The sequence below is a fragment of the Lacinutrix sp. WUR7 genome (assembly GCF_016864015.1).
In the GTDB taxonomy this organism is placed as follows: domain Bacteria; phylum Bacteroidota; class Bacteroidia; order Flavobacteriales; family Flavobacteriaceae; genus Oceanihabitans.
The window spans coordinates 2727151-2744685 of the sequence record NZ_CP045067.1 but is presented as its reverse complement, the minus strand read 5'-3'; the positions used below and the strand labels follow the sequence as shown (position 1 = coordinate 2744685).

General features: G+C 30.5%; 17 protein-coding genes and 1 riboswitch. Of the genes, 7 read left to right on the top strand and 10 right to left on the bottom strand.

Features of this window, described 5'->3' with window-relative positions; all coding sequences use genetic code 11:
- Positions 1-87 precede the first annotated feature (87 nt).
- Positions 88-249: a 50S ribosomal protein L34 gene (rpmH, locus tag FG167_RS12015; RefSeq protein WP_034059443.1), complete on the bottom strand. Its 162-nt coding sequence runs from the start codon at positions 247-249 to the stop codon at positions 88-90.
- Between the two features lie 186 nt (positions 250-435).
- Here rpmH and FG167_RS12010 point away from each other — a divergent pair, with 186 nt between their 5' ends.
- Positions 436-1014: a DUF2892 domain-containing protein gene (locus tag FG167_RS12010; RefSeq protein WP_203458493.1), complete on the top strand. Its 579-nt coding sequence runs from the start codon at positions 436-438 to the stop codon at positions 1012-1014.
- Between the two features lie 3 nt (positions 1015-1017).
- Here FG167_RS12010 and FG167_RS12005 read toward each other — a convergent pair whose 3' ends face one another.
- The 3 genes from FG167_RS12005 to FG167_RS11995 all read right to left on the bottom strand — a co-directional run bounded on the left by FG167_RS12005 (position 1018) and on the right by FG167_RS11995 (position 4276).
- Complete coding sequence (locus tag FG167_RS12005) at positions 1018-2328, bottom strand: Na+/H+ antiporter NhaC family protein (protein ID WP_203458492.1); 1311 nt, start codon at positions 2326-2328, stop codon at positions 1018-1020.
- 47 nt (positions 2329-2375) lie between these two features.
- Positions 2376-2471, bottom strand: a riboswitch (SAM-I-IV-variant riboswitch).
- A gap of 157 nt (positions 2472-2628) precedes the next feature.
- On the bottom strand, positions 2629-3558 hold the full coding sequence (locus FG167_RS12000; protein ID WP_203458491.1) for a lytic transglycosylase domain-containing protein: 930 nt from the start codon (positions 3556-3558) through the stop codon (positions 2629-2631).
- A 55-nt stretch (positions 3559-3613) separates the two neighbouring features.
- Complete coding sequence (locus FG167_RS11995) at positions 3614-4276, bottom strand: alpha/beta hydrolase (RefSeq protein WP_203458490.1); 663 nt, start codon at positions 4274-4276, stop codon at positions 3614-3616.
- Positions 4277-4392: 116 nt separating this feature from the next.
- Here FG167_RS11995 and FG167_RS11990 point away from each other — a divergent pair, with 116 nt between their 5' ends.
- On the top strand, positions 4393-4689 hold the full coding sequence (locus FG167_RS11990; RefSeq protein ID WP_203458489.1) for an N-acetyltransferase: 297 nt from the start codon (positions 4393-4395) through the stop codon (positions 4687-4689).
- 58 nt (positions 4690-4747) lie between these two features.
- Here FG167_RS11990 and mtaB read toward each other — a convergent pair whose 3' ends face one another.
- A complete protein-coding gene (mtaB, locus tag FG167_RS11985) occupies positions 4748-6073 on the bottom strand; it encodes a tRNA (N(6)-L-threonylcarbamoyladenosine(37)-C(2))-methylthiotransferase MtaB (protein WP_203458488.1) in 1326 nt (441 codons plus the stop codon).
- A gap of 86 nt (positions 6074-6159) precedes the next feature.
- Positions 6160-7002, bottom strand: a complete 843-nt coding sequence (locus FG167_RS11980) for a T9SS type A sorting domain-containing protein (RefSeq protein WP_203458487.1) — start codon at positions 7000-7002, stop codon at positions 6160-6162.
- A gap of 57 nt (positions 7003-7059) precedes the next feature.
- Between FG167_RS11980 and FG167_RS11975 the strand changes: the two genes are divergently transcribed.
- Positions 7060-8640, top strand: a complete 1581-nt coding sequence (locus FG167_RS11975) for an ABC transporter substrate-binding protein (protein WP_203458486.1) — start codon at positions 7060-7062, stop codon at positions 8638-8640.
- Between the two features lie 4 nt (positions 8641-8644).
- On the opposite strand, the gene FG167_RS11970 is transcribed toward FG167_RS11975, so the two are convergent.
- From FG167_RS11970 to FG167_RS11955, 4 genes are all read right to left on the bottom strand, one after another.
- A complete protein-coding gene (locus FG167_RS11970) occupies positions 8645-9364 on the bottom strand; it encodes a lysoplasmalogenase (protein WP_203458485.1) in 720 nt (239 codons plus the stop codon).
- Positions 9365-9516: 152 nt separating this feature from the next.
- Positions 9517-10434, bottom strand: coding sequence for a PD40 domain-containing protein (locus FG167_RS11965; RefSeq protein WP_203458484.1), 918 nt, complete (start codon positions 10432-10434; stop codon positions 9517-9519).
- Between the two features lie 27 nt (positions 10435-10461).
- On the bottom strand, positions 10462-11640 hold the full coding sequence (locus FG167_RS11960) for a GlmU family protein (RefSeq protein ID WP_203458483.1): 1179 nt from the start codon (positions 11638-11640) through the stop codon (positions 10462-10464).
- 102 nt (positions 11641-11742) lie between these two features.
- Positions 11743-11994, bottom strand: coding sequence for a type B 50S ribosomal protein L31 (locus FG167_RS11955; protein ID WP_203458482.1), 252 nt, complete (start codon positions 11992-11994; stop codon positions 11743-11745).
- Between the two features lie 261 nt (positions 11995-12255).
- On the opposite strand from FG167_RS11955, the gene FG167_RS11950 reads away from it, so the two are divergent.
- Genes FG167_RS11950 through FG167_RS11935 form a run of 4 tightly spaced genes read left to right on the top strand, consistent with a single transcriptional unit; the run spans position 12256 to position 17332 of the window.
- Positions 12256-12771: a DUF4199 domain-containing protein gene (locus tag FG167_RS11950; protein ID WP_203458481.1), complete on the top strand. Its 516-nt coding sequence runs from the start codon at positions 12256-12258 to the stop codon at positions 12769-12771.
- A gap of 3 nt (positions 12772-12774) precedes the next feature.
- Positions 12775-13731: a glycosyltransferase family 2 protein gene (locus tag FG167_RS11945; protein ID WP_203458480.1), complete on the top strand. Its 957-nt coding sequence runs from the start codon at positions 12775-12777 to the stop codon at positions 13729-13731.
- A 44-nt stretch (positions 13732-13775) separates the two neighbouring features.
- Positions 13776-15506, top strand: coding sequence for a phospho-sugar mutase (locus FG167_RS11940; RefSeq protein ID WP_203458479.1), 1731 nt, complete (start codon positions 13776-13778; stop codon positions 15504-15506).
- Positions 15506-17332 carry an ABC transporter ATP-binding protein gene (locus FG167_RS11935; protein ID WP_203458478.1) on the top strand — a complete coding sequence of 609 codons (1827 nt, stop codon included), beginning with the start codon at positions 15506-15508 and terminating at the stop codon, positions 17330-17332. Before FG167_RS11940 ends, FG167_RS11935 begins: the two co-directional genes overlap by 1 nt.
- Positions 17333-17535 lie beyond the last annotated feature (203 nt).

Sequence of the window (17535 nt, the reverse complement as noted above, 5' to 3'; positions counted from 1 at the left end):
AGTGTGTTGCAAAAATAATATTTATTAGATATAAAAAAAGGCGTTACACCTAAGTAACGCCTTTTATATATTAACAATTGTTAATCATTATTTTTTATGTCTTGTTTCAGTTGATACAGACAATTTCTTTCTTCCTTTAGCTCTTCTACGTGCAAGTACTTTTCTTCCATTAGCAGATGCCATTCTTTCTCTGAAACCGTGTTTGTTTCTTCTCTTTCTCTTTGATGGTTGGAACGTTCTTTTTGGCATTGTCTTATTTTTTTAAATCTTCTTAATTATATATTTTCTCAGGGTTGAGTTTCCTCAAATGTGCGCGCAAATATACAAAGCCTTTTTTATTTAACAAACCTAAATTTAAATATTTTTTTGAAATTTATAAAGCAGTGTTTTTCATAAAAATTTAGTTTCTTTGTATTCCATAAATTTTAGTAAAAAATGTACAACAAAAATTTTAAGTTAATTATTGCGGCAGCCATAGTAGGAACAGCTGTTTGGCAGTTTATTGAAGGTTATATTGGTAATGGTATTATGCTTATTTTATTATCATTAATATTTATTTTCTTATACTTTAAAAATGAATTTATTTTATTAGCTTTTTTAAAATTACGTAAGCAAGATTTCGAAGGAGCCAATAAATGGTTAGATAAAATCAAAAATCCGGAAGCTGCTTTAGTAACAAAACAGCAAGGTTATTTCAATTACCTTAAAGGTATAATGGTTAGCCAAACAGATATGAACGAAGCTGAAAAGCGCTTTAAAAAAGCAATTACTCTTGGTTTATCTATGGATCATGATTTAGCTATGGCAAAATTAAATTTAGCTGGTATTGCTTTCACTAAAAGAAGAAAGCAAGAAGCACAAATTCTTTTAAAGGAAGCTGAAAAATTGGACAAACGAGATATGTTGAAAGAACAGATCAAAATGATGAAAGATAATATGAAGCGTGCACAAGCGCCTAATCAACATTATGGTCAAGGTGGTTCTATGCGTTCACAAAAAAGAAAAAGCAGATAATTCTTACTGAATTACCTGTTTTTTATTCGTCCTAAAAACAATAAACAAAATGGTACTTACTAATAATAATAGTAAGTACCATGTGTTTTGTACCAAGTCTATATAGTTTATTTTGCTTTGCGAAAAGCTTAAGATCATTAATACTTGTGCGCCATAAGGCAATAGCCCTTGCGTAATACAAGCAAAAATATCTAAAATAGAAGCTGTCTTTTTATTATCTAAAGCATATTCATCATTAATCGTTTTGGCTATAGATCCCGCTATTATAATAGAAACTGTATTATTAGCAATTGCTACATTAATAGTACTTACCAAACCTGCAATACCAAACTGCGCGGACTTTTTACTTTTAATTAAGGTTTTAATTTTATTTAAGACATAATCTATTCCTCCATTTTTTTCTACTAAAGCTGCCAATCCTCCAGTTAATAATGACAGTAAAAATATTTCGGTCATACTTGTAAAGCCAGAATATGCAATTTTTGTGGATTCTATCAGTGTAAAATCGCCGTAAAACAGTCCTAAGATACCTGCTGAAATAATTCCTAAAAGGAGTGTTACAAATACATTTACTCCAAAAACGGAAAGTAAAATAACTAAGATATAAGGTAGTATTTTTATAATATTATAAGTGTAGATTACATTTTCAGCGGTATTCGTTTCCAAATCAAAACCTTGAACCATTAAGATTACGGAAGTAATAATTGCAGCAGGAAGTGCTATTTTTATATTTTCTTTAAACTTATCACTCATCTTACAATCTAGAGATTGCGTAGCAGCAATAGTAGTATCGGATATAACAGATAGATTATCTCCAAACATAGAACCTCCTAGCAATGCACCACAAAGCACAGCGAGAGATGTTCCTCCTTGATCTGCAATCCCCATAATAATTGGTGCTAAGGTAACAATGGCACCAACCGAAGTTCCTGTAGAAACAGATAGAAAGGCTGCAATAATAAACACACCAAAATAAATATATTCAATGGCAATAAAGTCCAAGCCTAGATTTACAATAGCATCGACACTTCCTGTGGCCTTAGTAATAGCAGCAAAAGCTCCAGCTAATAAATAGATTAAACACATGGTTAGTATTTTATCATCTCCACAACCTTTTAAAAGCGTTTGAATTTTAGAGTTCACCGATTGCTTAAACATTACAAAAGCAACTATAATACCTAAGATAACTGCTATAGGAGCTGGTAGTGCATAAAAATCGTTTTGATATAAACCAACACCTAAAAAAGTAAATACAAATACAAATAATGGAATTAGTGCTGTAAAACTTGGTGTAATAGGATTCAATTTTGCCATTTTTTCTTTTTAATAGAAAGAAGACAAAAAGCAAATAGAAAAGAAATTGAATTAACATTTTTTCCAAAATATTGGCTTATCGCTTTAGCACCTTGCTTGTTATTGCAGGTTGCTATCTCCTTTCGAGATTCTTGATAATTATTTTAAGTCGGCAAATATATAAGAATAAAGTCTTGGCAACATCTTAAATTAGATAATTTTAACAAACAATATAGTACTTGAAGATTACTTCCATTTAAAACAAAAAAAAAAAGGATAGCTTTAAGTTTAAAGCTATCCTTTTTTTAACAAACACTTATTTTAAGGATTTGTATTATAGTATCCTTCTCGAGGTATATCGATCAAATATTTTTTTCTAGATGCATTGTTTAGTTTAGGTTCTCGTAACCAAGGATTGTGTAGTTTAAGTATTTTATAGTTAATACCAAATCCTTTAGCAAAACTAGCAAAATCTGCAACTACGGTATCCACTTCCACTTTATAAGTTGGTATATATCCATATAGATCTTTATCTCTAAAATTAAAGCCATACTTATCTGGGTGGCTTAAAATTTCTTTAAGCGCAATGATTCTAAAAACATAACGTCCTGTTTCTTCTCCTAAAAGTAAATCGTAATAACTAGAAACATCTTGTTCTTTTAATCTTCTAGCCATTCCCGCCATTCCGGCATTATACCCAGAAGCTGCAAGCGTCCAAGAGCCTAATTTTTCTTTAGATTTTTTTAAGTATTCACATGCAACCTCTGTTGCTAATTCTATATTATAACGTTCATCTACATTATCATTTACTTCTAGTCCATATTCTCTTCCGGTACCTTTCATAATTTGCCAAACACCACTTGCTCCTGCATGTGATCTCGCGTTTGTTAGTCCGCTTTCAATAACTGCTAAATATTTAAAATCGTCTGGAATACCATGTTTTGCAAGAATAGGTTCTATAATAGGAAAGTATTTTCGTGCACGTTTAAACATTAAGAACCCATTAGATTGCCAGTAGGTATTTACTAACAATTCTCTATCCATACGTTCTAGAATATCTGGATTATGCAAAGGCACTTGTTCTCCAGCAAAATCTAAATAACTAGGAACTTGTAAAGCGTAAACGTTATAATCGTTGATTATTTTCTTTTCAAAATTTTCGTCTGTTGGTGCATCTTGCAATGCAAAAACAAACATAGTACATAAGCCTAATAATCCAAATAGTGCAAGTGCATTTTTAATCCTTTTCATAGTATTTGATTTTTTTATAAAGTTAAAAAATATATAGCAAATTTTACGCCAGAAATTACTGTAATATCAATTTTGGTAAATTTTCATTGAACCACTTGTATTTATTAATAATCATAATATGTGTTCCTCCTTTTACTGTGATACAATCGGTAATATGTTTATAAGGAAAAACCATGTCCTTATCTCCATGAATATGAATAATTCCAGGTATTGGTTTATCTTGATGCCAACATACAACTTGCTCAATTGCCCAATCTAAGTATTCTTTACTGGTAACCGACATGTATTTTTTATAAAGCTCTACTCTTTTAGCAACACTTTTACCAAAGGTATATTTTGCTATTGCATCTATATTACCAGCTAAACTAGTTGGTACAACTTTATAGGCTTTTGTATGTTTTGCAATTTTCATACGTTTTGGCAACTCGTGCATGGTTTTCACAGAAGATACAATAATTAACTTACGTAGCTTAATATGTTTACTCATTTCTTGCACTAGGATACCTCCAAAAGAAACCCCTAGTAATACAATATTTTCATGTTTAATATGCAGCGTCATACGTTTTGCATAATCGCTTAAAGATTCGTTTTTATGAGGAATCATCCATTCTAACCAGTGTATTTGAAACTGATTTTCTGGTAATTTTATATGCTCAAAAATAGTGGGATTAGCAGCCATTCCAGGCATTAAATATACATGTATAAGTTCTTGATTCATTAGTTTTTATGTTCTTAATAACTATAAATAACCGATTAATTTTCGTAAATTTACATCACAAAACTATGTAAAAAAGTTTTGACTCCTTATTTTTTATTGAATTAAACAAATTAATTATGATTGATGCAGCTGAATTAATTGATAATGACTTCTTACGTCAATATGAATTAAAAATTGAAGATGAATTAGTAAAAATTGAATATTCCCTTCAAGAAAGAAAAATATTTTTAACCAAACTTATAATTCCTGAAAACCTATTTTCTGAAGATTTTCAAAATGAATTTATAATACTTGTTCTAAAAAATATTGAAGAAAGAAACCTAAGCGTTGTTCCTACAAGTCCGGAAATAGCAAAGTTTATTAGAAAAAACAGGCAATACAAGAGTATGCTACCTGTAGGTTTAAGGATTTAACAAGTATTAAAATTACTGTTATACTATATAAAAACGGAAGCAAATGCTTTCGTTTTTTTTATACCAATTCTTTTATAAAGTCAAATCTTACTATACCATCATCATCAATTTTGGTAAGTGTTACATCCTGTAATGTATTAACTAACTCTGGATTCCAAGGTGTTTTCACTTTTACATAATTTTCGGTAAAACCGTGTATGTAGCCTTCTTTATTCTCACTTTCAAACAAAACGGTTCTAGAGCTGCCTATTTGACTTTCATAATATGCTCTTCGTTTCTTTACCGACAAACCTCGAAGCATTTTACTACGCTTTGCTCTTACGTTTTTAGGTACCTCACCTTCCATAGTAGCTGCAACCGTATTATCTCTTTCAGAATACGTAAAAACGTGTAAATAAGAAATATCTAATCCGTTTAAAAAGTTATAGGTTTCTAAAAACATTTCATCTGTTTCACCAGGGAAACCAACAATAACATCTACACCAATACAAGCGTGAGGCATCACTTCTTTTATTTTATTAACGCGATCTACATACAACTCTTTCATGTATCTTCTTCGCATTAATTTTAAAATTTCATTACTTCCGCTTTGCAAAGGAATATGAAAATGGGGTACAAATATTCTGCTTTTAGAAACAAAATCTATAGTTTCATTTTTCAATAAATTTGGTTCTATTGAAGAGATTCGTAGACGCTCAATACCTTCCACTTCATCTAATGCTTGTACTAGTTCATAGAACGTATGCTCGTGTTTTTTATTACCAAATTCCCCTTTACCATAATCACCAATATTAACTCCGGTAAGTACAATCTCTTTTATTCCTTTTTCAGAAATTTCTTTTGCATTCTTTAGTACGTTTAAAAGCTCATCACTTCTAGAAATCCCTCGAGCAAGAGGAATGGTACAATAAGTACATTTATAATCACAACCATCTTGTACTTTTAAAAAAGCACGTGTTCTATCTCCAATAGAATAGCTACCAACATAAAAGTCTGCTTCTTCTATTTCACAAGAATGCACTTCCCCAAAATCATTTTTAGAAAGATCGTTTATGTAATCTGTGATTTTAAATTTTTCGGTTGCGCCAAGCACTAAATCCACACCATGTACATCTGCTAATTCTTGTGGTTTAAGTTGTGCATAACAACCTACTGCAGCAACAAAGGCATCCGGATTAATCTTTTGCGCTTGTTTTACAATCGTTTTAAATCGTTTGTCCGCATTTTCTGTAACAGAACATGTATTAATAACATATATATCAGCTTCTTCCTTAAAATCTACGCGTTCAAAACCTTCATCTTTAAAGTTTCTAGCAATAGTAGATGTTTCCGAAAAATTAAGTTTACAACCTAAAGTATAAAATGCGACTTTCTTTTGTGCCATGAATTGAATAATAAAACGATGCAAAATTACATAAAAAGAGCGTTTTAAATAGTTAAAACGCTCTTTTTATTCTTTTAAAAAATTATCTAATTCTTGATTACTTTTTTATTAATACTTCCTTTATCGGTTTTTATATGTAGCATATATATACCATTGCTTAAATTTGAAATATTAACTTTAGTTGTATTGGTAAAGCTTAAAACGTTTTTTCCTGTTATATCAAACAACTCTACTTTTTCAATACTTTCTGGATTAGCCATATTAATATGAATAAAATCCTTAGTTGGATTTGGATAAACTGAAATTGCTTCTAGACTATTATCATCAATACTTAGAGTAACAAAATCTCTAACACTCATAAGTATATGTACATCTGGAAACCCCCCCCCCACATTTGCCATATCGGTAGGAGAATTGATACTACATCCTGCCGAAGAAATATAGGTAGGCGCCGATTGACCTAAATTATTTGATGCCAGACTAAATTGTGCAGTAGCACTAACTGGTATTTCAATAGTACTAACTAAATAATTTGTAGTTACTGTTGCAACAATTGGGACTGTTTTAATAGTTCCTGCATCTGCATCAACAATAGGCACAGGTACTCGAGCTATTTCTGTTAAAGCAGCTCCTGGCAAATCTACAGTTGCCGAATAAATAACAACATCTATGGTTAATGGTTCTGTAGGATCTATAATAGCATTTTCTACACCAAAAGAAACTTCCAGAACACTAAATGGAGATACACCCATTGTCGCTATATCAAAACTTCTATAATAAATATTATCTGAAGTAATTCCTCCTGCTTGACAGGAAACGGTACCTGGTACAATAGTAGTAGGATCTGTAGAATGTGTTAAAGTTGTTTGGGCATTTATAGCACAAACAAAAAATATACTTAATAAAAATAACATGTAATTTTTTTTCATAATTTTAAATTTTAAATGAATACTATTGTATACAATATATAACTTTAAATGTTTTAAATGAAATTTCGCTTTCTAGTTTTTATCTTGTTTTTAGGTTGTGTCACCAAAAAAGAAAACAAAAATACTGTGTTTCGCTATAACGAGCACAAAAATATAGGTTCTTTAGATCCAGCCTTTGCTAAAGACAATGCAGATATTTGGGCAATTCATCAATTATTTAATGGATTGGTACAAATGGATGAAAACTTAAACGTGCAGCCTTGTATTGCCAAAAGTTGGTCTATTTCTCCCGATGCCCTTACCTACTCCTTTTTACTTCGTGATGATGTGAATTTTCATAAGCATGTTCTTTTTAATAAAGATTCTACCAGAAATGTTATTGCTAGTGATTTTGAATATAGCTTCCATCGGTTAAAGGATAAAAAAGTAGCTTCATCTGGAAGTTGGGTATTAAACAAAGTGGAACATTTTAAAGCAATAAATGATTCTGTTTTTCAAATACAATTAAAACAACCTTTTCCTGCCTTTTTAGGATTGTTAACCATGAAGTATTGCTCTGTAGTACCAAAAGAAATTGTTACACATTATGGTAGCGATTTTAGAGCAAACCCAATTGGTACTGGTCCATTTAGATTTAAGCGTTGGGAAGAAAACATCAAACTCGTTTTTAGAAAGAATGTCGATTATTTTGAAAAAGATGCAAATGGAAATCCCCTTCCTTATCTAGAAGCTGTGGCTATTACCTTTTTACCAGATAAGCAAAGTGAGTTTTTACAATTTGCACAAGGTAATTTAGATTTTGTATCTGGTTTAGATGCTTCCTATAAAGATGAAATTTTAACAGCAACTGGTGCGCTTCGAGATACGTATGTTCCTGATGTAAACATGATTCGTGGCCCATATTTAAACACTGAATACCTTGGTTTTTATATGGATACGGAAGCTAATGTAGTACAATCTAAATTGCTTAGGCAAGCCGTAAACTTTGGTTTCGATAGAAAAAAAATGATGACCTATTTAAGAAATGGGATTGGTATTGCTGCAAATGGAGGTTTTATTCCTAAAGGACTTCCTGGTTATAATGCAACTATAGGTTATAATTATCAACCAGAAAAAGCGAAAAGTTTAGTTGCAAAATATATAAACGAAACTGGAAATAAAACCCCAGAAATCACACTTACTACCACTAGTAATTACTTGAGTTTTTGCGAATATATACAACGAGAATTAAAAAAAACAGGACTAAATATTAAAGTAGATGTCGTTCCTGCTTCCGCTTTAAAAGAAGCAAAGGCTAACGGAAAAACAGATATGTTTAGAGCAAGTTGGGTTGCAGATTATCCCGATGCTGAAAATTATCTTTCTTTATTTTATAGTAAGAATTTTGCGCCAAACGGACCGAATTACACCCATTTTAAAAATGAACAGTTTGATCTTTGGTATGAAAAGGCTTTTATAGAAACGAATACTTTAAAAAGGGAAAAATTATATTCAAAAATGGATTCCTTAGTAATGCAAGAATCTCCAATTATTCCTATGTTTTATGATGAAGTTGTTCGATTTACAAGAAAAAATGTCAACGGTTTAGGAATAAATCCAATTAATTTATTAGAATTAAAGCAGGTTTCCAAAAAATAATTTATCAGATTCCGATACTAACATCTTCATAAAAGCTATTATCTATCTTTGCTTTTTCTTCAATGATACCCATTACAATTAAATACTGCGAAATACCATAGAATAGTATAACGGTAACCTTATCATAAAAAAAATTGTTCTCATAAAACTGCGCTAAAACGGCAACAGAATCTGCTACTACAGAAAATAAAATTCCAATCCCAACGGATAAATAACTTTTAGTATCTACCCCAGACTTTCTTAAATAAGCAAACTGTAATGTAAGCATAGCTACAAACAGATAAACTAGAACAGGAATAAAATAATCTCCTAGATTGTCATATATAATATTTAGAACTACAAATATGTAAACAAAGCAAAAAATAACTACAGGAAGTAATCTAACTAATTTAAAATCATTTTGATTAGAAAATCTAAAAGTAAAAAACAATTTACCAAAAATAAAGCCTAACATCCCTAAGGAAAAAAGTAAAGAAACATCTTTAAATATTAAAAATATATCTCCTAAAAGAAAAAAGAATAAAGCTAAAACCATGAAAACAAAATTTCTCTTAGACTTTTCGTTACTATTCATCCAATAAAATAAGACTAAAGAAACAACTATTAAAGGCTTAGTGATAAATCTAAAAGGAATAGCATCTAGTCCAAATTTTACTATTATATCAATTATAAGAATGGAAAAATAGAGTATAGAAAAGTAAAATTTATTTTTTAAAATAAACATGATAAGTTACGACTAGGTATTATTTTATGCTATGAAAGTTAATTTTTAGCAACTTAAACCAAAAAATAATAAACGTCCACCTAAAAACAAAAAAATCAATTAATTTAGAATTATTATTTATTAAGTAATAAAATAAATAATGTATTTAATATCTAATTGGTGAAGAAATAGTATAAATCGTCTCCACCTTTTCCTTTTGGTCTAGCAGAAGTAAAGTAACCCGATTCTGAATTATCGTTAAGCATAAAGCTATAATCATCAAACCTAGAATTTATTGGATCGTCTAGTAATTCCGCTTCACTAAAAGTTCCATCTTCAAGAATTTCACATTTATAAATGTCTAGTTGTCCTTTTCCTTTTGGTCTATTAGATGAAAAATAAAGGGCGTTATCTTTACCTATAAATGGAAAAAGTTCTTTTTTTCTAGTATTTACTTTTGGACCTAAATTTTCTGGCTTTCCAAAAACATTATTTTCGTTAATGGCCACTCTAAAAATATCTGTACCACCAAGAGTCCCACGCATTGTTGAAACAAAATACATATATTTACCGTCTGGACTAATTGCTGGATGTCCGTAAGAAGATCTCGGATTACAAAAAGAAGGCACTTTAAAGTTAGTCCAACCTATACCTTCTATATATTCCCCAATTTCCATTCTTAATTTGGATGCTTTTTGCGATAAATTAGCATCTCGTGTAGTATTATAAACATTGGTAGTAATCACCATGTATTTTTTATCTGTTGTATAAAAAGCGGCTGCTGACATATTAAAAGCATCACCATCTAACTTACTTGGTAGCGGGGCAACATCAATAATTTCGCCTTCTTGATCTATTTCTCCTTGATATAAGGCTACTAAAGGTGTGCCATTAAGAAATTCTTGCTTTCCTCTTCTAGTCAACAAATTGGATGTGAAAACAATTTTATTATCTTCTAAATAAGAGACTCCAAAATGATTGTTCTCATCGTTAAGTTTTAAGTTAACAATATTGATTTTATCGATTTGTGAAAACCCTTTAAAACTAATACATAACAGCATTACAAAACAAACCCAAAATATATTCTTCATAAAAATATTAGTACAATAGTAAATAACTTAATAGCTGCTTCGCCATTTTTTAGTGTCGCTAAAAACATGTTCTAAAATTGCTTCATCTTCTTCTGTAAAGTCAATATCTCTTCTAGACATTACCACTTTAGCAACTTCGAAAGCTTTTTTAGTTAAGTATGTTGTAAAACCACTATTTCCTCCCCAGGAAAAGCTTGGCACAAAATTTCTTGGAAAACCGCTTCCAAATATATTTGCACAAACTCCAACAACTGTGCCAGTGTTAAACATTGTATTAATACCGCATTTACTATGATCTCCCATCATTAGTCCGCAAAACTGCAAACCTGTTCTTGCAAAACCCGCTGTTTCATAACTCCAAAGTCTAACTTCTGCGTAGTTATTTTTAAGGTTAGAGTTGTTTGTGTCTGCGCCAAGGTTACACCATTCTCCTAAAACAGAATTACCTAAAAAGCCATCATGCCCTTTGTTAGAATACCCAAACAATACCGAATTATTTACCTCTCCACCTACTTTACTATGCGGTCCTACAGTAGTTGGGCCATAAATTTTGGCTCCCATTTTTACTGTTGCATTATTACATAATGCAAAAGGCCCACGAATGATACTTCCTTCCATGACTTCTGCATTTTCGCCAATATAGATTGGTCCAGAACTAGCATTTAAAGTTGCAAATTCTAGCTTTGCTCCTTCTTCAAGAAAGATATTTTCTGCTGCAATGATATTATTAGAACTTGGTATTGGCTGTGATTGTCTTCCTTTTGTTAAAAGTTCAAAATCTTCTTGAATTGCTTCTCCATTTTTAGAGAAAATATCCCAAGAATTTTCAATTTTTAAAATTTCTTGATTATACTCAATAGCTTCGTAAGTACTTAAGTCTATATCTTCTTGTGCTTCTACAGTAAAAAAAGCAATAACTTCATCGTCGTTAAAAATAGCTTGATTTTCTTCTAACGAATTAATCATTTCTACCAACTCATAATCTGGAAGATAGGATGCATTTATCATTACATTCTTTTCCATTTCCACCATTGGATATTTTTCAGATAAATAATCTTCTGTGATAGTAGTGGTTGTAGATCCTAAATGTTTTTCCCATTTTTCTCTAATAGTTAAAATACCAACACGAATGTCTGCAACAGGGCGTGTATATGTAAATGGAAGTAATTGGTTACGTGAAGGCCCATCAAAAAGAATATAATTCATTGGTATAGAATTTAAGTGTAAATCAAAAGTAGTTTAAATATTAAAAACAAAAAAGCCTTTCAATATTTTGAAAGGCTTTTAATAAAATATCTATAAGCTAAATTATTTTTTGAACTTAGCGTATTTAGTTTTAAACTTATCAATACGACCAGCTGTATCTACTAATTTAGATTTACCAGTGTAAAATGGGTGAGATGTTCTTGAAATCTCCATTTTTATTAATGGATATTCAACACCATCAACTTCTAATGTTTCAGACGAATCTGCAGTAGACTTTGTTAAAAACACATCATCATTTGACATATCTTTGAATGCTACTAATCTATAATTTTCTGGATGTATTCCTTTTCTCATCACTAAATGCTTTATTTTCTTAACTAATTTTGAGGTGCAAATTTAAGTATTTTTTACTAATGCACAATATTTTTTGTAAAAATAATTTAATTAAAATGAATTAATGCTAAAATATGGAATTAATTAAGATCAGATTACGGCTTGATTTTATATTATTATGACTTAATTTATTAAGATTCCTACTTTCGTGGGAATAAAATGTAACGTTTTGCTATATTTGTTTACTAACAATTCTATAAACTAAAAAATCAAAAAATAATTATGGAATCACAAAATGTATCAGTTGGCAGTTTTGCTAAAAATTACGGATTAGTATTAGGATTAATTCTAGTTCTAATAACAGTTATTATGTATGTAACTGGTATGCAATTGGAAGGCATACAATGGCCAATGTATTTGTATTACATCATTTTTCCAGCAATAATTATTTATGCTATTAGTCAATACAAAAAAAGTAATGCTAATCTTTTAAGTTTAAGACAAGCTATAAAAATTGGTTTATTAGTAGCCGTAATTAGTGCGCTTGTATTTGCTGTGTACTCTCTAATTTTCAACTACATTATAGATCCAGAATTTCAAGGCTTAGCAATGGAGGCTGTTAGAGATAAACTATTAGAAAACCCAAATTTAACCGAAGAGATCGTTGACAAACAAATGGATATGATGGAAAAATTTTCTAGTCCGTTAATAGCAAACGCTGCATTTATAGCCTTTAGCTCTATTTTTGGCTTAATTTATTCTCTAATCGGTGGATTAGTAATGAAAAAAGAAGCATAATACATGAATATATCAGTAGTCATACCACTACTTAACGAACAAGAATCTTTAACAGAGTTACATGATTGGATTGCAAAAGTTATGCAATCCAATCATTTTTCTTATGAAATCCTTTTTATTGATGATGGTAGTACAGATGATTCTTGGAAAATCATTACCCAATTATCACAAAAGGACACCAATGTAAAAGGTATTAGATTCTTAAAAAACTTTGGAAAATCACAAGCATTACATGCCGGATTTGAAAAAGCAAAAGGCAACGTTGTCATTACAATGGATGCCGATTTACAAGACAATCCAGACGAAATACCAGAACTATACCACATGATTGTTAAAGATGGTTTCGATTTGGTTTCTGGTTGGAAAAAGAAACGTTACGATTCTTTTATATCCAAAAACATGCCTTCTAAACTTTTTAATTGGGCAGCACGAAAAACATCTGGAGTTCAACTGCATGATTTTAATTGTGGTTTAAAAGCATACCATAATGATGTTGTAAAAAATATAGATGTAAACGGTGAAATGCATCGTTACATTCCTGTACTTTCTAAAAACGCTGGTTTCACAAAAATTGGTGAAAAAATAGTACAACATCAAGCTAGAAAATATGGAGAAACAAAATTTGGTATAGATAGATTTATACATGGTTTTCTAGATTTAATAACCATTTGGTTTTTATCTAGATTTGGAAAAAGACCCATGCACCTTTTTGGTGCTCTTGGTTTTATAATGTTTGCCATAGGATTTGGTTTTGCATTGTATTTAGGTATAGATAAACTATTTTTAAACCCAACAGGTAGATTAATAACCCAACGCCCGCAATTTTATATCTCTTTAGTTACCATGATTATTGGTACGCAATTTTTTGTTGCTGGGTTTTTAGGCGAGATTATATTAAGAACAAAATCAGACAAAAAACGCTATTTAGTTAAAGAAGAAATTAATTTACCGTCCATTTAATCTTTAGCATTTCCGTATTTTTGCATAATAATTACATTTACAACATGATACACATAGAACCAGAATTATTAAAAAGAGTAAACAGTTGGTTAACTCCGGCTTTTGATGAGGAAACACAAACCTATATCAAGGACCTAATTGCAACAAACCCAAAAGAACTAAAAGAATCATTTTATAAAGATTTAGAATTTGGAACTGGTGGAATGCGTGGTGTTATGGGAATTGGAACCAACCGAATTAACAAATTTACGCTAGGAAGAAATACACAAGGTATAAGTAACTACTTACACCAATCTTTTCCTGGTGAAAAAATAAAAGTTGCCATCGCTTTTGATTGTAGACACAATAGTAAATCACTAGCAAAAGTAGTTGCAGATGTATTTTCTGCAAATAATATAGAAGTCTTTTTATTTGAAGACTTACGCCCTACTCCAGAACTTTCATTTGCCTTAAAATATTTAAACTGTCATTGCGGAATTGTTTTAACAGCATCTCATAATCCACCAGAATACAATGGCTACAAAGTATATTGGCAAGATGGAGGACAATTAGTTCCGCCACAAGATGCTGAAATAATTGACACCATCAATAATCTAGATTATGCAGAAATTAAATTTGAAGCAAACGAAGATTTAATAAAATATATAGGAAAAGAAGTAGATGATGTTTTTATTGATGCATCTATTAAAAATGGAACCTTTGAAACTTCAGCGCAAGCTAAAGACAATTTAAGTATCGTATTCACTTCTTTACACGGAACATCTATTACCATTTTTCCTGAAACGTTGGAACGTGCAGGTTACAAAAATGTGCATATTGTTGAAGAACAACGCGAACCTAATGGAGATTTTCCAACGGTAAAATCACCAAACCCTGAAGAACCTGAAGCTTTAAAAATGGCTTTAGAATTAGCAGAAAAAACAAACGCAGATATTGTAATTGGTACAGATCCAGATGCAGATAGATTAGGTGTTGCTGTTCGAGATTTAGAAGGAAAGATGATTATTCTAAACGGAAATCAAACCATGGTATTGATGACCGATTTTCTATTAAAACAATGGAAAAAGAATAACAAATTAAAAGGAAATGAATTTGTGGCAACTACTATTGTATCTACGCCAATGGTTGCAGCTTTAGCAAAAAGCTATGCTACAGATTGTAAAATTGTATTAACAGGCTTTAAATGGATTGCTAAATTAATAAAAGATTATTCTAATCTAGATTTTATTGGTGGTGGCGAAGAAAGCTTTGGTTTTATGGTTGGTGACTTTGTAAGAGATAAAGATGCCAATACATCATCATTATTAGCTATTGAAATTGCAGCACAAGCAAAAGCAAACGGAAGCTCATTATATAAAGAATTAATAAAACTTTATGTAGCACATGGTTTATATAAAGAACATTTAATTTCTATCACTAAAAAAGGAATTGAAGGTGCACAAGAAATCAAACAAATGATGATTGATGCTCGTGAAAACCCTTTAAAAGAAGTAAATGGTTCTAAAGTTGTTAAAATTGAAGACTATCAATTGTCTATAACTAAAGATTTAAATTCTGGAGAAGAAACTAGCATCGATGTACCAAAATCTAATGTACTTATTTATTATACGGAAGATGGTAGTAAAATAGCTTTAAGACCAAGTGGTACAGAACCTAAAATTAAATTTTACATTAGCGTAAATACCACTCTAGAAAATGCTTCCAATTTTGAAGCTACACAAAACAAATTAGCTTTAAAAATTGATGCTATAATAAAAGACTTGAAGCTTAATTAATGGATTATTTAAAGAAAATCTCTCAATTTATAATTCCGTATAAAAAATATGGTTACCTCAACATTTTCTTTAATGTACTCTATGCACTGTTTAGTACATTAGCAATGGTATCGTTAATGCCAATGATAAGTGTATTATTTGGTGAAACTAAAAAGCTAAATATAAAACCAGTTTATAAAGGTATTAATGAATTTAAATCGTTTGCAGGTGATTATTTAAACTATTTTGTAACTATAACAAATGAAAACGAAGGTCCGCAACGTACCTTGTTATACATGATTATTTTAATCATTAGTTTATTTTTACTTAAAAATATATTTAATTATCTCGCATTGTATTTTATTACATTTTTAAGAAATGGTGTTTTAAAAGACTTAAGAAATTCTATTTACAACAAAGTACTAACGCTACCTATTTCTTATTATTCTGAAAAGAAAAAAGGAGATATTATCGCTCGTATTTCAGGAGATGTAAACGAAGTTAAGAACTCCTTACTTGCTGTTTTAGAACTTATAGTAAAAGAACCATTAACCATCGTCTTTGCCATTGTAACCATGTTTACCATTTCTCCAAGGTTAACTATTTTTGTTTTTATTTTCATTCCTATAGCTGGATTAATAATTTCTAGAATAGGAAAAAGTTTAAAGAAAAAATCTGGAAGAGTACAACAAGAACAAGGTGTCTTCTTATCTACTTTAGAAGAAACTTTAGGAGGACTTAAAGTAATAAAAGGTTTTAATGCGGAAGAACGTTTTAATAATAAATTTCAAGAATCCACTAACCGATTTTATCACTTTTCAAATACATTACTTAATCGTCAAAATTTAGCTTCACCTGTAAGTGAGTTTTTAGGTATTGCAACTATTGCAGCTTTATTATGGTATGGTGGAAGCATGGTTTTAATAGATAAAACACTTACAGGTAGTGCTTTTATTTCTTACATGGCTTTAGCGTATCAAATATTAACTCCAGCAAAAGCAATTAGTAAAGCTAGTTATAAAGTAAAAGCTGGTAATGCAGCGGCAGATCGTGTTTTGGAAATTATTGAAACACCTTCTTTATTAGAAGACAAACCAAATGCTATTACCAAAACAGATTTCACAAAAGCTATAGATATTAATAATATCTCTTTTAAATACGAAGACCATTTAGTTCTTAAAAACTTTACAGTAAACGTACCAAAAGGAAAAACGGTTGCACTTGTTGGACAATCAGGATCTGGTAAATCTACCATTGCTAATCTGGTAACCCGTTTTTATGATGTAAACGAAGGCAATATTTCTATTGATGGTGAAGACATTAGAAACCTTACTAAAAAATCCTTACGAAGCTTAATAGGATTAGTAACACAAGATTCTATTCTATTTAATGAAACCGTAAAAAACAACATCTTAATAGGAAATCCTAACGCTACAGATGAAGAAGTTATTGAAGCACTAAAAATTGCCAATGCTTGGGAGTTTGTTAAAGACTTACCTAAAGGCATAGAAACTAATATTGGTGATTCTGGAGGGAAACTATCTGGCGGACAAAAACAACGACTAAGTATTGCTCGAGCAGTTTTAAAGAATCCTCCCATTATGATTCTAGATGAAGCTACTTCTGCTTTAGACACAGAAAGCGAACGTTTAGTTCAAGTAGCTCTAGAAAACATGATGAAAAACAGAACCTCTATTGTAATTGCGCACAGACTATCTACCATTCAAAATGCAGATCAAATTCTAGTAATGCAAAAAGGACAAATAGCAGAACAAGGAACACATAAGGAGCTTCTTGCTAAAAATGGTGTGTATCAAAAGCTTGTAGAAATGCAAAGCTTTGAATAACTAAACTTCTATAAATAAAAAAAAAGCTAGATAAAATATCTAGCTTTTTTTGTTTAAGTTAGACTTGGGGCGACTAACATTAAGTAGGTTTGTTGATGTAAATATATATCAAATAAACATATCAACCAAATAAAAAATGCATTTCACCGTTATTATAATGCATTTCGTCGATATTTTTACATGCTTCCCACTGATAATCAATA

What these genes read in the sequence shown, in the direction of transcription:
- rpmH (WP_034059443.1), bottom strand. Translation starts at nt 249, where the DNA reads ATGCCAAAAAGAACGTTCCAACCATCAAAGAGAAAGAGAAGAAACAAA.
- FG167_RS12010 (WP_203458493.1), top strand. Translation starts at nt 436, where the DNA reads ATGTACAACAAAAATTTTAAGTTAATTATTGCGGCAGCCATAGTAGGA.
- FG167_RS12005 (WP_203458492.1), bottom strand. Translation starts at nt 2,328, where the DNA reads ATGGCAAAATTGAATCCTATTACACCAAGTTTTACAGCACTAATTCCA.
- FG167_RS12000 (WP_203458491.1), bottom strand. Translation starts at nt 3,558, where the DNA reads ATGAAAAGGATTAAAAATGCACTTGCACTATTTGGATTATTAGGCTTA.
- FG167_RS11995 (WP_203458490.1), bottom strand. Translation starts at nt 4,276, where the DNA reads ATGAATCAAGAACTTATACATGTATATTTAATGCCTGGAATGGCTGCT.
- FG167_RS11990 (WP_203458489.1), top strand. Translation starts at nt 4,393, where the DNA reads ATGATTGATGCAGCTGAATTAATTGATAATGACTTCTTACGTCAATAT.
- mtaB (WP_203458488.1), bottom strand. Translation starts at nt 6,073, where the DNA reads ATGGCACAAAAGAAAGTCGCATTTTATACTTTAGGTTGTAAACTTAAT.
- FG167_RS11980 (WP_203458487.1), bottom strand. Translation starts at nt 7,002, where the DNA reads ATGAAAAAAAATTACATGTTATTTTTATTAAGTATATTTTTTGTTTGT.
- FG167_RS11975 (WP_203458486.1), top strand. Translation starts at nt 7,060, where the DNA reads ATGAAATTTCGCTTTCTAGTTTTTATCTTGTTTTTAGGTTGTGTCACC.
- FG167_RS11970 (WP_203458485.1), bottom strand. Translation starts at nt 9,364, where the DNA reads ATGTTTATTTTAAAAAATAAATTTTACTTTTCTATACTCTATTTTTCC.
- FG167_RS11965 (WP_203458484.1), bottom strand. Translation starts at nt 10,434, where the DNA reads ATGAAGAATATATTTTGGGTTTGTTTTGTAATGCTGTTATGTATTAGT.
- FG167_RS11960 (WP_203458483.1), bottom strand. Translation starts at nt 11,640, where the DNA reads ATGAATTATATTCTTTTTGATGGGCCTTCACGTAACCAATTACTTCCA.
- FG167_RS11955 (WP_203458482.1), bottom strand. Translation starts at nt 11,994, where the DNA reads ATGAGAAAAGGAATACATCCAGAAAATTATAGATTAGTAGCATTCAAA.
- FG167_RS11950 (WP_203458481.1), top strand. Translation starts at nt 12,256, where the DNA reads ATGGAATCACAAAATGTATCAGTTGGCAGTTTTGCTAAAAATTACGGA.
- FG167_RS11945 (WP_203458480.1), top strand. Translation starts at nt 12,775, where the DNA reads ATGAATATATCAGTAGTCATACCACTACTTAACGAACAAGAATCTTTA.
- FG167_RS11940 (WP_203458479.1), top strand. Translation starts at nt 13,776, where the DNA reads ATGATACACATAGAACCAGAATTATTAAAAAGAGTAAACAGTTGGTTA.
- FG167_RS11935 (WP_203458478.1), top strand. Translation starts at nt 15,506, where the DNA reads ATGGATTATTTAAAGAAAATCTCTCAATTTATAATTCCGTATAAAAAA.